The sequence below is a fragment of the Idiomarina sp. genome (assembly GCF_048265525.1).
Taxonomy (GTDB): Bacteria; Pseudomonadota; Gammaproteobacteria; order Enterobacterales; family Alteromonadaceae; genus Idiomarina.
In genome coordinates this window covers 220,820-236,275 of the sequence record NZ_JBLXBI010000004.1, presented here as the reverse complement: position 1 = coordinate 236,275, position 15,456 = coordinate 220,820, and the positions used below count along the sequence as shown (strand labels likewise).

The window sequence follows — 15,456 nt, the reverse complement described above, 5'->3', positions numbered from 1 at the left end:
CAATTAGAACTTGTATTCTACGCCTATGCGCACAGACCATAGTGAAGGTTCACCCTGGCGTGACTGAACGTTTGATACATCGCGGAAATTATTGAACTGGTACTGACCCGCGTCATTGATTTCAACGTCAGCAATATTGATGGCGCGTGGGAATCGAGCTTCATAAAGCACGCCCCAGTCGTCATTCAGCATATTGCCTAAGTTTTCAATAACGAAGAACGCAGACGCTTTGTGTCCGTCCATAAAGCCTGGTAATTCCTGCTCAACACGCAAGTCCACTTTAGTCCACCATTTGCTGTTGAACTCGTTACGTGGTGCTATGCCGCCCGCGTACTTGCTCAAGCCAGACTCTTCAAGGAAATCGAAGAAAGCGCCTGTTTCAAATGGGTTACCGTCACGGTCCGTACCGACGGCAAAGTTTGGATCATCCAGGCCTGTTGGTACGTATAGCAAACTACGCCCCTGATACGCTACGCTTTCAAAAGGACTATCACTCATTGTATAAGAGAACGGACGACCTTTATTACGAGTCGCAAACAAGGTCACAGTTGTGTCGTAACCATCAAAGAACTCTTTAGTGTAGTTCGCTTTAAAGGTAAAGCGATGTGGTATCTCATAGTTAGAGGTTGCAACACCAGGGTTCTGAGCGTTAGCTGTTGCCAGATTCGTGTAGTTAGAGAACGACACTGAGCTGGTCATTGGGTTAACGTCTTCCGCTTTGTTGTAAGCATAACCAAAGGTCCAGTCCAGACCAAAGTCATGAGTCTTACTCAACGCCAGTGAAACAGTCGTCTGTGAGCCAGAATCACCATCCACATTCGTCAGCAGGAAGTCATCCCCCTGGTCACGTCCGTCAGTCGATAACTCTTCAAAAATTGGACGTCCGTCTGGTGCTGTACCAACCTGCTCCAGACCCAAGTTGTAGATAACAGCAGCGTCTTTCTTATCAGTGTATAAGAAGTCAGCCATCAGAATGTAGTTATCCGGCAAGGTGTAAGTTGCACCTAAAGCATATTTCCACTCTTTTGGTAATTCGAAGTTAGGGTCCATAGTATTGATAGGGCCCTGGCCACTTGCGTTAGCCACCTCGTCATACAGCTCTTGAGGGATATCATAAATTGGACGACCTTCGCCAGTGTGCGGAATATTAAACAATGTGTTACCGCCTAAAAAGTAGTCGCCTGTAAATGCGGCTTCGTACTGAGTCACACCGTTGTTTGAATAGTTGTTTGAAATCCATACGTTCGGGTTGCCGCCAGAATACAAGCCAACACCACCACGAACTTCTAAGTCCGGGTTAACAAACCAGTTGAAACCAAAACGGGGTTGCAGTAAATCCTGACCATCCATGTTTTGCTGGTTAGAGAAACCATACAGCTCCTCGGTCAACGGGTTGTTCACCGGCATGTCATCGCTGGTGTACCAGTCATAACGTAAGCCGTAAGTGAACGTAATGTCCATTGGAGCGTAGTAGTATTCATCCTGAACATAAGCAGTATTTACCGCATAAGCAAATTCAGCGGCAGCGTCTTGCGGATTGTTAGTCCCAGCTGCACTTTCATAGATAACAGTATCGTCATAACTACCATCGTCATTTTGGCTTCCAATTGGCGTGCCAGCATCAAATTCATCTATCGAACTGAATCGATACTCACCCTGTGCTTCCTGAACAAACAGGTTAAACACGTCATATTCTTCGCGCTCAATACCGGCTGAAATCACGTGATCACCAGCTAAGTAGGTACCTTTTAATTTGAAGAAGGTCGTGTCGTACTTCAGCTTGTTCGCGTGACGAGAGTCATCCGCACCTAAGTACACCGTTGCGTCATTAACGCCAATTTGCACTTCACCGAAATCGGTGCCGCCCAATGGGTTAACACGAGCATCTAACTCAGAGTAACCAATACGCGCTTCTGTCGAGAAATTGTCACTCCAGTCAGAGTATAACTCACCAACATAAGAAGTGAACTTAGCGCCACGCTCGTAGAAGTGATTAGAAAACTCTAACTCGTCTGAATCACCATCAGACTCGGCAATAGAGTAACCGTCGTTATAGTTGTAAGTTAATGACGCACGATGCGCATCATTAATATACCAATCTAACTTGGCAAGAAATTTTTCGTCCTCAACAGGCAGGCTTGCCGGGAAGCCACCAGGGTTATAGCCATACTTATCCTGAGCAATTTGAGCGATACGCTCAACGTCCGCCTGGCTTACGCCAACAACTTCTGTCGCCGCGCCTGAGCCTTCAGCGCCACGGTCAAAGGTGTCAGAACCTTCCAGTTTTTCGTACGCAGTGAAGAAGAATAATTTGTCTTCAATAAATGCGCCACCAAGGTTAAAGCCGTAACGTTTTTCACTGAAGTCACCAACATTAATGCTGTCGCCTTCCAGCTCGTCGCCTTGCAACGAGTCGTTGGTGTAATCATAGAACACACCGCCGAACATTTCGTTGTCACCGGTTTTAGTAACCGCGTTGATATTACAAGCAGTGAAACCACCGTACTGAACGTCAAACGGGGCAAACTCTACCGCGACCTGCTCAATCGCGTCATAAGAAAATGGCATGCGCTCAGTTGGATAACCGCTGCTGTTCAAACCGAAGTTATCGTTCATACGAACGCCATCAACAGTCAGGCTGTTAAAACGTGGGTTAGCGCCACCACACTGAATAGCACCAGAATTTGTTTCATTGATATAGATACGCGGGTCAATCGACACAACATCGCGTAAATCGCGATCACTCGCCGGAGCGTTTTCTAAATCCTGAAGATTAAAGTTTGCAGCCGGACTGTTGCTGCCATACAGCGCGTTGCTGGTCATAGAGCCAGTAACACTTAAGCGTTCCATCTCTTCCTGAGACTGAAGCGTGACATTTACATTTTGTGAGTCACCTAAGGTTAGGTAAACGTCTTCTACAACCTGGGTGCGGCCGTTTGGACCTTCCACTACTAAGGTGTATGGACCACCAACCGGCAGGCCGCGTGAAGAGAATGTACCTTGCTCGTTTGAGCGTAACGTTTTGGTTGTTCCAGTACGGTCATCACGTAACTGGATAATCGCGTTTGATACAACCTGTCCGGACTCAGTGGTAACAACACCACGCAGGCTGGATGAAGTTTCCTGAGCCATAGCAGCACCGCTAAGACCCATAGCAATAGCAGCTGCGACAGCTGTACGCTTGAAAGTGGCATTAAACATAATATGTTCTTCCCGGTTTGTTTTTTGGTTTTAACTGCAAATAAGGGTATAGCTTATTTGTGACATTTTTGTGAATCTTAGCCAAAAAAAAGCCTCACAAAATTGTGAGGCTTTAATTTTTTAGAAGGTGTAACGAACACCTAATTTAGCGCTCCAGGAGGAGGTATTTAAATCGACACTACTAAAGTTGTTGGGGTAATAGCCCTCAAAAACGGAGTCAATCTGATATTTCCCGTCTTCTGACAGACCGCCCAGATCATACAACGCTACTTGTGGGTAAGTTAATGTACGTTCAACACCCCAGTCACTATTCAATAAATTAGCGAAATTATCGATAGTCAGATAAAGAATCCCTTTATGCCCATCCATAAATCCAGGAATTTCCTGTTGAATACTTAGGTCAATATCAGTAACCCAAGGCTGGTTGTGAGTATTGCGGTCTAGGATATAGCCCTCGCCGCCATATGAAATACCCGCGTTATCCAGCAACATTTTCATTTCATCCCAGCTGATTGAGTTATCCCAATCAACGTTTGGATCTTCGCCATTAGCCGGGATATATGGCAAATAGGCAGATTGCGTATAAAATCCTTCATAAGATGAGTCACCAAAGTCCCCATCTTGGTACATTCCCATGATGTAACTGAAAGGACGACCTGAGCGGCGTTCAAAGAATAAATTGAATCGTGTTGCATGATCTGCAAAGAACTCAGCTTCATACCCCAAGGTAATTTTCAGACTGTGTTCTGTTTCAAAATTTCCTGTTGCCGAGAACGCCTGATTGCGGCTTTTAGCTACATAGTGCTTATAGTTACTTGCCGCTTGTGACGATGACCCTGCACCATTATCCTCTACGTCCTGGTATGTATAGCTGGCAGTAAAACTTAAACCGTTATTCCACTGTTTAGCTAAAGACTGGGAGAAGATAAAAGCACGGCCATCATCAGGAGCATTGGTTAGCATGATGTCGTAGTTTTGCGCTCGGTCACCTTCATAGCGAGACTCATAAATAATACGCTCACCATCAGCAGCAAAGCCGGACTCTTCTATTGCGGTATTATACCAAACCGGCTGATCTTCCATGCGCTTGTACATAAATGATGTTGTGGCATTAAACATGTCACCTAAGTACGGGATGTCCAGTTCATAGTCGAAGGCTAATTGGGCACGCCAATCACTAGGTAACTCAAAATTTGGATCAGTATAGTTCGTGCTACCATCACCCTTTGCAAGTGAGTCCTTAATTTCTTGAGGAACGCTTGAGAAATCATCAACCTGATTATTAGAGTAATAATCCGCTATCACACTGTTAGGTGCTGCAACCAGAGTCACCCCATCCTTAGTGAAGGGGTTCGTGTACCAAACATTCGGCACACCACCGTAGAAGCGACCAACACCACCACGAATCACTAAACTGCTATCGGTATAATACTTAAATCCGACGCGAGGTAAGATAATATCCAAACCATCAAGGTTTTCCTGATTAGTTATCCCCTGTTCGCTATAGGCTTGCTGGAAGTTTTCATTCAGCGTTGGCTTATCACTTGAATTCAAGCGCTCGTAACGAATACCACCATTAATTTCTAAGTCCGGATTTATATAAAAAGTATCACCTACGTATAACGCGTAAGTTGTACGCTCAACCTCGTAAGCAGCTTTTTCTGGTACGTTGTTATAAGCGTTCTGATAATCAAAGTCCCAGCTTCCGTTAAAGTTACCAACCTCACCATTCGCAAAGCCATCAAAATTATCAAATTCCCAAGAACCTAACGAATCGGGAACAAATTTGTTGTATAGACTTAACTGCTCAATTTCTGTACCAAACACAATCTCATGCTCACCCATTAAGTAGGTAGCATCGAAATTAAAGGTTAAATTATCATTCTTAGCAACGTTCGCATGACGATATTTATCAGTACCAAATACGAACTCCGGGCCTTGGTAATACTGCTCTACGGTTACAGAACCAATATCTGAGTTAGTAAGTGAATTTGCTTCTACATCTTTGTAGGTTAAACCCATTTCGGTAATGAAATTCGCAGACCAGTCACTATACAGGCGCGCACTGATGTTGTTCATGCGGGTGTGAAAAGTGTAACGATTAGAAGCTAACGCAATGTAGTCATCGCCAGTGGAGAAATTACGTTCGTCTGAGTTATCTTGCCACTGATACGTAAGATCAAAACGGTGCTCTTGATTAATGTTCCAGCTTAACTTTGTCAACCACTTACGATCTTTATCTTCAGGATTTCCGCCCAAGGAGTCCGTTAAGTTGTAACGAGGGCCACTTAGAATATCCATGAACTCATTAAACGTACCTTCTGAGATTGAAAACTCATTGGTAGCTCCACTCCCCTGAAAACCATAATCCAGGTCTAGCTCATTTGTCCATTCTTCATAATTAGTGAAGAAAAAGAGTTTATCTTCGATAATGGGGCCAGACAGAGAGAGCCCAAACGTCGCTACAGTTTGGTTCGGTTCAACACTTTCTTCGCGATAAGTGCGGTAGCCATTTTCGTCAAGCACAGGTTTATCGTCTGCATCGCGAATTTCTCTAATTGCGTCCACATCCCCTTTCAGGTCTGGACTAGCATATTCGTAGAAAACTTCGCCTTTAAACTCGTTAGTGCCCGACTTAGTTACAGCATTAATTGTGCCGCCAGAAAAGTCGCCTTTTTTAACAGAGAAAGGGGCAGCATCTACAGATATTTGTTCTATAGCACCCAAAGAAACAGGAGGTTGCTCTGTAGGATAGCCACCGTAATTTAGACCAAAATCGTCATTCTGACCAATACCGTCAACAGTGATGCTGTTCATACGGGGATCACCGCCGGCAATAGTCATTTCCCCAGCACCATTAATGGTTACCAGCGGATTAATGCGAGCTACGTCTTTTAAGTCACGGTTAAGACTTGGCATGTTGTTGATAGTGTCTTCGCCAAAGCTACTGCTGGCTCCGCCGCTTTCCATCAAAATGGCCGAACCAGTAACAACCAAACGTTCCATGTCAGCAGACTCAAGCTGACGTGTCAGGCGATAAGTATCACCAAGGTTTAAGTAAACATCTTCAAGTACCGCATCACGATATTGCTCAGAATCCAGAATTACCTGATAAGGTCCGCCTACACGCAAACCTTTTGCAGAAAAAGCACCGTCTTCGTTTGTTTTAAATTCACTCACTGTACCAGTCGGCTGGTGAATGATAATAATTTTAGTATTTGCCGCTGGGTTACCCTGTGGACCAGTGATAACACCGCGCATAGACGATGATGTTTCTTGAGCAAAAGCGCTTGTCGAAAGACCTACAGCTAAAGCAATAGCTGCAGAAATGCGACTCACCTTGGAGTTCAATCTCATGAGTTATTTCCTAGTTTTTTAGCAACGATAAAAAGAAAACTTTTAAAAGGACGAAAGGTTATAAAGAAGAAATATGACAACTTAATGAAAATGGAAGAAGCAATGGAACTTTTTTGCGAACGCAGAAGGGGAAGTTGGATCGTTCGCTTACTATTCGATGAAGAGCCGCGGCACAACAGCTGGTTCATTACCGGAAAGCTCATAACCTGGTACGCATCCAGAGATAAAGTACGGCAAGAGGTCGGAGCTGTATGGGATCGGGCTGATTTCATTACACTTCTAAGACATTTTCGTGTCAGATATGTGACATATTTTAATCAAATTATTAGCTCTTGCCTAGTCATCCGGGAACCTTTATTCTCACCCACTGTCTTAGGCTGCTCTCAAACGGTTATCCCATGGGCTTTATACGGTTTTTATTAATTTTAACATTCGTTGTTCTTATGATTCCTACCTCTTTTAATGCAACCGCCGGTTCCGGCAAAGGCGAACCAGAAACCATACGGGTTGCGACTTTTAATGTCAGTATGGACGCATCTAATTACCTGAGCGACAGCGAGCTCCCGCAATTAGAAAAATCGCCTGTACCCGAGGTGTTACAGCAGAATCATGAACAAATTCGTGGTATTGCCGAAATACTGCAACGTGTACGGCCTGATATCGTTTTACTGAACGAATTCGACTACGTTGATAAACAAGTTGGCATAAATGTCTTTCAGGAAAAGTACCTGTCGGTTTCACAGAACGGACAAAAAGCAATTGAGTATCCTTATGCTTATATTGCTCCGGTAAATACCGGTGTGCCCTCGCCTTTTGACTTAAACCGCGACGGCAAGGCACAAGGCACCGGCATCGACGCCTGGGGTTTTGGCTGGTATCCGGGTCAGTACGGCATGGTCATTTTGTCTAAATACCCACTGCAAGCCGATAAGGCCCGAACCTTTCAGCACTTCTTGTGGAAAGACATGCCTGGCCGTCATATCCCCTACGTTATGAATGAACAGGAAAAGCCAACTGACGAACAATGGTACCCCGAGGAAGTTATGGCGCAGTACCCTTTAAGTTCGAAGTCGCATTGGGACATTCCAGTGCAAGTGGGCGACAAAGTCATCCATTTATTGGCCGCTCACCCGGTACCGCCAGCATTCGACGGCCCGGAAAACAGCAACGGTATGCGTAACTATGATGAAATTCGCTTATTTGCTGACTACCTAACGCCGGGTAGAGACAATTATATTTATGATGATAAAGGCGCACGCGGCGGGCTTGGCGAAAATGAAAGCTTCATTGTTTTAGGTGACATGAACGCGGAGGCTGGCTCTGGCGGTGTTGATGGCGCTATTGAGCAATTATTGAACCACCCGCGGGTAAACGACGTTAAACCGCAAAGCCTAGGCGGTGAACAGCACTCACCAGACAAGCAAGGTTCACAGTATCATACCGCCGCCTGGCGCAAGCGCGTCGACTACGTGCTGCCCTCTAACAATTTAGTCGTTAAAGACGCAGGCGTGTTCTGGCCTGTAGGTGATGAAGCCGGTAGCAAGTTAATGCAAAAGCGCAGCGCCTCTTCCGACCATCGCATGGTCTGGCTGGATATCGTGAAGTAACAAAAAACCGCTACAGCCCTTTATTTTACTGAACCTTTACAGTTGAAGGGCTGCTATTTCGCCTCTTAGATGCCATAATACAAATGTCATATCCAAGGAGGCAAACTATGAAAAAACTTATACTAACAACAGCTCTACTCGCAAGCGGCTCGCTTATGTTTTCAGCAGCCAGCAAAGCTGATGATCTAAACTATGTTAGCGGCGGTTTCTCTGATTTCTACGACTCCGATTTCTACGTAGAAGGCTCCAAAACTATCGCCCCAAACTGGGTGGGTGAAGTACAGTTAACAGACATGGGTGACTACTCACTCCGTGCTGGCGCTAAATACTTCATGGACATGGGCGCAGGCAAGCAATTCGATACTTTCCTGAAAGCCGGTGTTAGCCACTATGACTTTGGCAACTACGACGACACCAGCGCTTATGCCGGTATCGGTACTATGACCAAATTAAGCCAGCAAGCCACCGCTATTGTGGACGCCGGTTATGATTGGGGCTTAGACGGCTTTGCATCAGTTGGTGCGCGCTTACGCTACGCCTTCACTGAGCAATTCTCTGCTGACGCCGGTTTCCGCGGAAACTTCAACAGCATCGACAACGAAGTGCATATAGGCGTGACTTACCACTTCTAAAAATAAGATATCTCACCTGATGTGAACATCAGGCTGCAAAGAGTAACCTGGCATTTATGTCAGGTTTTTTGTTTTATGAGCCCCGAATAATTAGCTCCCTTTAGGCCCCCCCCTTAACGAAAGTTGCCTCCATTCCCAAAACTCCGAAAGTCTAATATTGAATTAAACCAAATTGTATTACAGTATGATAATAATGAATAAATCCACGGGAGATATGGCACATGAATAAACTGCTCAGGCTTGCTTCTATTAGCTCGCTGTTACTGCTCGGTAGTTGCACCACACAAGCGCCAGAAACTGTTGTTCAGGCGCGCCATGTGCCAGAGCGTATGGACGACTTTGCGTTTGAAAATGACAAGGTCGCATTTCGTCTTTATGGCCCGGCATTAAAGGACTCTACCGAAAACAACGGTACTGACTGCTGGCTCAAGCGAGTCGACTACCCCATTATCGATAAATGGTATAAAGAAAACGCAAATGGCGTTTCCTATCATGAAGACCATGGCGAAGGTTACGACCCCTACCATGTTGGTAGTTCACTTGGGTGCGGCTCAATTGCCTTATGGGATCAGCAGGCAAGTGGCGATGACAAACTCGTACAGCCTAATGTCTATACCGACTACTCGGTAATAGAAAAAACACCAAATAAAGTCGTTTTTGCACTCACCTATCACTACAACGCACAAGACATTGTCGAAACAAAACGCATTACCTTAGAAAAAGGTAGCCAGTTTTATCAGGCACAAAGTCAATTTACTCAAGATGGGCACCCTGTTCAGCTACAAGTCGCGGTTGGGGTAACCACGCATGACGGTAAAGCCGCGGCAAACGTTAATTCAGAAGGCGACACAATAACCACCTGGGAAACCATTGACGGCAGCCAGGTAGGTACTTCAGTAGCCTTACCTAAATTCACTCACACCCAGTATGTATTGCAGCAAAGTGAGCAAAAAGATCGCTCTCACGCAGTGCTTGTGACGCAAACAGATAAACAAGGCCAGATTACCTATTATGTTGGCTCTGTCTGGTCAAAAGCAGGTGACATAACCAGCTTTGAAGCGTGGCAAGATTATGCTGACAGCTACTTAGCAAAAGCTAATGTGAGCGAAGTGACTGCGAACTCAGTTAAAGCATTAACTAAAAAGGTTGCTGACTGGCAAATTGAGCATCATGAGGAACAAGGAAAGTATCGGGCACTTCCCCGTAAGCCGCCCGAATGGATGAATCGCAAGCGCTATCATGACCTGGAATGGCACCATGGCGCATTGTACGCGGGTATGAATGAATGGCGCAAAATTGCTGATGACCCAAAATACACGGAATGGTTAAAAGACATTGGAGAGCGCAATAACTGGACGTTGCACCAACGCCCCTATCACGCTGACGACCACGCCGTTGGCCAATTCTATTTGTCTTTTTATGAAGACTTTCACCAGCCCGAAATGCTTGAGCCAACGCGTAAGCAGTTTGACTGGATTTTAGCTAATCCAAAAACAGGCACACTCAACTGGCACGCCGAGCACACTCATGCCCATGACCGTTGGGGTTGGTGTGACGCTCTATTTATGGCGCCTCCTGTGTGGGCTCGTTTAGCAAAAATTACCGGCGAGAAAAAGTATTTAGACTTCATGCATCAGGAATATAAAGCCGCCTACGATTTGCTTTGGAGCGAAGACGATCACCTGTTCTGGCGTGATTCAAGCTACTTTGATCAAAGTGAAAAGAATGGCGAGGACATTTTTTGGGCCCGCGGTAATGGCTGGGTATTTGGTGGCCTTGCGCTAATGATTCCTGACTTACCTGTCACTTGGGAAAAGCGTGACTTTTATATTAACTTATATAAAAAAATGGCTGCCCGTTTAATTGAAATTCAACGCGACGACGGCACCTGGTCAATGGGCTTATTAGGTGGCAAAGAAGGCTACCCAATTAAAGAAACCAGCGGTACGTCATTTTACGTGTACGGTCTCGCCTGGGGTATCAACCAGGGCTACCTTGATAAAGACACCTATCGCCCGGCTCTTATGAAAGCCTGGCGCGCTATCTCAAAATCAGTGACTGACGAGGGCATGCTGGCGTTTGTACAACCCGTTGGTGCCGCACCGGGTGACTCATTCCCTGACTTCACTGAGGTTTATGGCGTGGGCGCATTCCTTGCGGCAGGCACAGAAATGTTCAAACTGCTAAAAGCTGAAGAAACCGAAGAGAAAGTCGTTTATAGCCCAATAAAAACCTTCATGCATAACGCCGGCTGGTGTTGGTTTCAGGACCCGCGAGCCATCATTCAGGATGGTAAGTTGGTCATAGGTAGCGTGGCCGGTAACGGCATTGGCGATGCGGCCGTTGGAGTCTATGACTTAGAGAATCAGCAATTATTGGGGCGGACAACATTAAAGCCGGAGTTTGATCACGACGATCATAACTCACCGGTTTTTTACGCTCGCCCTGATGGCAGCCTATTAACGGTATACGCTCGTCATAATACAGAGAAAGTACATTATTACCGTATTTCTGAATCGGATAATTTCTTAGAGTGGGGCGAAGAAAAAACCATAGAAAGCCCTGTCAGAGTGACTTATATGAACTTATACGATTTAGCTGACGAGGACACTTTATACAATCTTTATCGGGGCGTCGACTGGAACCCCACTTATGTCACCTCTCAAGATGATGGTACCAGCTGGAGTGACGAACATGTTCATTTAATTCAAAACGAAGTGCCGGGCGTACAAAGACCTTATGCTCGCTACGCAGGTAATGGTAAAGACACCATTGGCTTGTCGTTCACCGACGCCCACCCACGGGATTTTGGTAATAGCATTTATTACGCAGAATTCCGTAAGGGTAACTTTTACACTGTTGACGGCACCCTCATCAAAAACCTGAAAGAAGACGGCCCGTTAAAACCATCCGAAGCAGAAAAACTGTTTGAAGGCGGTGGTGGAGATTTTCGTAGTCATGAATTAAGTGCAGAGAAAAGCGCCTGGACCAGCTCTGTAGCATTTGACGATAAAGGCTATCCGCATATTGCCTATACCTACTACTTAAGCAATCAGGATCAGCGCTATCGGCTGGCGTCCTGGGACGGTGAACAATGGCATGACCGAGAAGTTGCTTTTGCCGGTAGCCGCTTATATGAGCGCGAAGCCAGTTACACAGGTTTAATCTCGCTTGACCCGGGAAACCCGGCTCATGCGGTAATTTCAACCAACGTAAACCCTGCAACCGGGGAACCTTTAGATATGCCGCATCAAATATTCCACGCAGAAATTGATTTAAGCGATGATACAAACAGTATCAAATGGCAACAGCTAACAAATGACAAGCACAACGAAAACTTGCGTCCAATGATAGTTAACTCGGAAAAACATCAAGTCATCATGTGGCTGCAAGGCCAATACAACACCTATACAGACTACTACTTAGACGCTGTTGGTGTGGTGGTTCAATAAACACGTAGGTATTGACGATACGCCGTTGCAGGAAAATCTGGAGAAAGTGTGCAGCGCCATGGACGGCGCTGCACAAGCCTTACAGGGATGTACTTGCTGGCGTCTTTCGGAAGATTTCCTGCAACGGCCAGCCAATGTTTACCTGCTTATTCCCACTCGATGGTGGCAGGTGGTTTACCTGAAATATCGTAGGTTACACGGGAAATCCCGTTCACTTCATTGATAATCCGGTTCGATACCTTCTCTAACAACTCGTACGGCAGGTGTGCCCAGCGCGCGGTCATAAAGTCGATAGTCTCTACGGCGCGTATGGCAATAACCCAGTCGTATTTACGCTGGTCACCCATAACACCCACCGAACGTACCGGCAGAAATACCGCAAAGGCCTGGCTTACTTTGTTGTACCAGTCCGCATTATGCAACTCTTCAATGAAAATCGCATCGGCACGGCGCAGTAAGTCGCAGTATTCTTTCTTAATTTCACCCAGCACACGCACACCAAGACCAGGCCCCGGGAACGGATGACGGTAAAGCATATTATAAGGCAGGCCTAACTCAAGGCCTATTTTACGCACTTCGTCTTTAAACAACTCTCGCAGTGGCTCAACCAAACCTAATTTCATATCTTCCGGCAAACCGCCCACGTTGTGGTGTGATTTAATCACGTGCGCTTTACCAGTTTTAGAACCCGCAGACTCAATTACGTCAGGATAAATGGTGCCCTGCGCCAGCCAGTCTACTTCGGTCAGCTTACCGGCTTCTTCATCAAAAATTTCAATGAAGGTATTACCAATAATTTTGCGCTTTTTCTCCGGGTCGTTCTCACCTTTCAACGCATCTAAAAAGCGGTCTTCTGCACGTATTGGCAAAATGTTCAGACCATAGTGGTCACCGAACATTTCCATTACCTGCTCTGCTTCGTTCAGACGCAGCAAGCCGTTATCCACAAACACGCACGTCAGCTGCTCGCCAATAGCGCGGTGCAGCAACATAGCCGTTACCGACGAATCAACACCGCCAGACAAACCAAGAATAACCTTGTCACTACCTACCTGTTCACGGATGCGCTCAATGGCGTCATCGATGATTTTTGCCGGCGTCCATTGCTTCTCACAGCCACAGATATCGCTGACAAAATGCTCCAGCATGCGCTGTCCCTGGCGTGTATGAGTCACTTCCGGATGAAACTGTACACCATAAAACTGGCGTTCTTCATCAGCCATCGCAGCATATGGGCAATAAGAGGTTTTCGCTACGGTGTGGAAGCCTTCCGGAATCATTTCCACTTTGTCACCGTGGCTCATCCATACATCCAGTAATGGCGCGCCAGACTCAGACACAGCGTCTTCAATGGCTTTAAACAGCGGACTTTGCTCTACCAGCTCAATTTGCGCGTAACCAAATTCGCGCTCCAGCGAACACTGCACAGAACCACCCAGCTGGTGCGCCATGGTCTGCATACCGTAGCAAATACCAAACACCGGAACGCCTGCGTTAAAAACATATTCCGGCGCACGCGGTGAACCTTCTTCAGCTACGCTTTCCGGGCCACCGGATAAAATAATGCCTTTAGGCGCAAACTCGCGGATGTCGGCTTCATCAACATCCCAGGCCCAAAGCTCACAGTAAACGCCAATTTCGCGAATACGGCGGGCAATCAGCTGAGTGTACTGAGAGCCGAAATCCAGAATCAATATACGGTGGTCGTGGATATCTCTAGTCATTAGTCATCCTGTTATGAACTACGGTAATTCGGTGCTTCTTTGGTAATGTGCACATCGTGTACGTGTGATTCGCCCATGCCGGCTGCAGTCACTTTTACAAACTGCGGCTTGGTGCGCATGTCATCAATTGTCGGACAACCGGTTAAGCCCATAGCTGAACGCAGGCCGCCCATTTGCTGATGAATAATCGCAGAAATTGGCCCTTTGTAAGCTATACGCCCTTCAATACCTTCTGGCACTAACTTGTCGGCCTCATCGCTCTTCTGGAAGTAACGGTCAGATGAACCATTACGCTGATCCATTGCGCCCAAACTGCCCATACCACGGTATGATTTATAGTAACGGCCCTGATACAACTCAACTTCACCCGGTGACTCTTCGGTGCCAGCCAGCATGCTACCCACCATCACGCTATGCGCGCCAGCAGCTAGTGCTTTAGCAATATCACCAGAGAAGCGGATACCGCCGTCAGCAATAATCGGAACGCCTGAGCCTTTAATAGCATCTACTGCATCGCTAATAGCGCTAATTTGCGGTACACCACAACCCGTAACAATACGCGTAGTACAAATTGAGCCCGGACCAATACCAACTTTAACCGCGTCAACGCCAGCTTCAACTAGCGCCTTAGCGCCAGCGGCAGTTGCTACGTTACCAGCAATAATTTGTAATTCAGGGTAGTCTTTACGAGTTTGCTTAACGCGGTCTAAAACGCCCTGAGAGTGCCCGTGCGAAGTATCGATAAGCAGTACATCAACGCCCGCTTCAACCAGCAGCTGAATACGCTCTTCTGTGCCTGCGCCGACACCTACAGCAGCGCCAACACGCAATGAGCCTAATTCATCTTTACAAGCGTTCGGTTTGTTTTCCGCTTTTTCAAAGTCTTTCAGGGTGATCATACCCTTCAACTTGTGCGCATCATCCACAACCAGAATTTTTTCAATGCGGTGTTTGTGCATAAGCTGAAGAATTTCTTCGCTTTCTGCCGTTTCGTGCACAGTTACCAAGCGATCATTGCCAGTCATTACGTGGCGAATTTCTTTGCTATCGTCGTCTTCAAAACGCGTATCGCGACCGGTAACAATACCAACTAAATCGCCATTACCTTCAACCACAGGAAAACCCTGAAAGCCATGCTCGGCAGTCAGCTTTTTAATTTCGCCAATGGTGGTAGTAGGTTGTACAGTAACCGGGTCAGAGACCATGCCACTTTCGTATTTTTTAACTTTACGAACGTGCGCGGCTTGTTGCTCTGCGGTCATATTTTTGTGGATAAATCCGAGCCCGCCTTCCTGCGCCAGCGCAATTGCCAGTGCCGATTCAGTAACGGTGTCCATCGCAGCTGAAACCAAAGGAATATTTAAAGAGATTCCACGCGTTAATTGCGTGCGTAAATCAGCGGTATGGGGGAGAACTTCGGAATGACCGGGAACGAGCAAAACGTCGTCAAAGGTCAAGGCTTCTTGGGCAATTCGCAGCATGT

General features: G+C 46.4%; 7 protein-coding genes. 3 read left to right on the top strand and 4 right to left on the bottom strand.

What is annotated here, in order from left to right; genetic code table 11:
• Positions 1-3: 3 nt before the first annotated feature.
• Together ACN0TF_RS10190 and ACN0TF_RS10185 are read right to left on the bottom strand one after the other, a co-directional pair.
• Positions 4-3,201 (bottom strand): TonB-dependent receptor, encoded by a 3,198-nt coding sequence (locus ACN0TF_RS10190; protein ID WP_417441833.1) that lies wholly within the window; start codon positions 3,199-3,201, stop codon positions 4-6.
• Between the two features lie 120 nt (positions 3,202-3,321).
• Positions 3,322-6,558 (bottom strand): TonB-dependent receptor, encoded by a 3,237-nt coding sequence (locus ACN0TF_RS10185; RefSeq protein ID WP_417441832.1) that lies wholly within the window; start codon positions 6,556-6,558, stop codon positions 3,322-3,324.
• 398 nt (positions 6,559-6,956) lie between these two features.
• On the opposite strand from ACN0TF_RS10185, the gene ACN0TF_RS10180 reads away from it, so the two are divergent.
• The 3 genes from ACN0TF_RS10180 to ACN0TF_RS10170 all read left to right on the top strand — a co-directional run bounded on the left by ACN0TF_RS10180 (position 6,957) and on the right by ACN0TF_RS10170 (position 12,249).
• Positions 6,957-8,165: an endonuclease/exonuclease/phosphatase family protein gene (locus ACN0TF_RS10180; RefSeq protein WP_417441831.1), complete on the top strand. Its 1,209-nt coding sequence runs from the start codon at positions 6,957-6,959 to the stop codon at positions 8,163-8,165.
• Positions 8,166-8,272: 107 nt separating this feature from the next.
• Positions 8,273-8,797: a hypothetical protein gene (locus tag ACN0TF_RS10175; protein ID WP_417441830.1), complete on the top strand. Its 525-nt coding sequence runs from the start codon at positions 8,273-8,275 to the stop codon at positions 8,795-8,797.
• 221 nt (positions 8,798-9,018) lie between these two features.
• A complete protein-coding gene (locus tag ACN0TF_RS10170) occupies positions 9,019-12,249 on the top strand; it encodes a glycoside hydrolase family 88 protein (RefSeq protein ID WP_417441829.1) in 3,231 nt (1,076 codons plus the stop codon).
• A gap of 146 nt (positions 12,250-12,395) precedes the next feature.
• Here ACN0TF_RS10170 and guaA read toward each other — a convergent pair whose 3' ends face one another.
• Positions 12,396-13,973, bottom strand: a complete 1,578-nt coding sequence (gene guaA, locus ACN0TF_RS10165) for a glutamine-hydrolyzing GMP synthase (RefSeq protein WP_417441828.1) — start codon at positions 13,971-13,973, stop codon at positions 12,396-12,398.
• A gap of 11 nt (positions 13,974-13,984) precedes the next feature.
• A complete protein-coding gene (gene guaB, locus ACN0TF_RS10160) occupies positions 13,985-15,454 on the bottom strand; it encodes an IMP dehydrogenase (protein WP_417441827.1) in 1,470 nt (489 codons plus the stop codon).
• Between the last annotated feature and the right edge of the window lie 2 nt (positions 15,455-15,456).

What these genes read in the sequence shown, in the direction of transcription:
- ACN0TF_RS10190 (WP_417441833.1), bottom strand. Translation starts at nt 3,201, where the DNA reads ATGTTTAATGCCACTTTCAAGCGTACAGCTGTCGCAGCTGCTATTGCT.
- ACN0TF_RS10185 (WP_417441832.1), bottom strand. Translation starts at nt 6,558, where the DNA reads ATGAGATTGAACTCCAAGGTGAGTCGCATTTCTGCAGCTATTGCTTTA.
- ACN0TF_RS10180 (WP_417441831.1), top strand. Translation starts at nt 6,957, where the DNA reads ATGGGCTTTATACGGTTTTTATTAATTTTAACATTCGTTGTTCTTATG.
- ACN0TF_RS10175 (WP_417441830.1), top strand. Translation starts at nt 8,273, where the DNA reads ATGAAAAAACTTATACTAACAACAGCTCTACTCGCAAGCGGCTCGCTT.
- ACN0TF_RS10170 (WP_417441829.1), top strand. Translation starts at nt 9,019, where the DNA reads ATGAATAAACTGCTCAGGCTTGCTTCTATTAGCTCGCTGTTACTGCTC.
- guaA (WP_417441828.1), bottom strand. Translation starts at nt 13,973, where the DNA reads ATGACTAGAGATATCCACGACCACCGTATATTGATTCTGGATTTCGGC.
- guaB (WP_417441827.1), bottom strand. Translation starts at nt 15,454, where the DNA reads ATGCTGCGAATTGCCCAAGAAGCCTTGACCTTTGACGACGTTTTGCTC.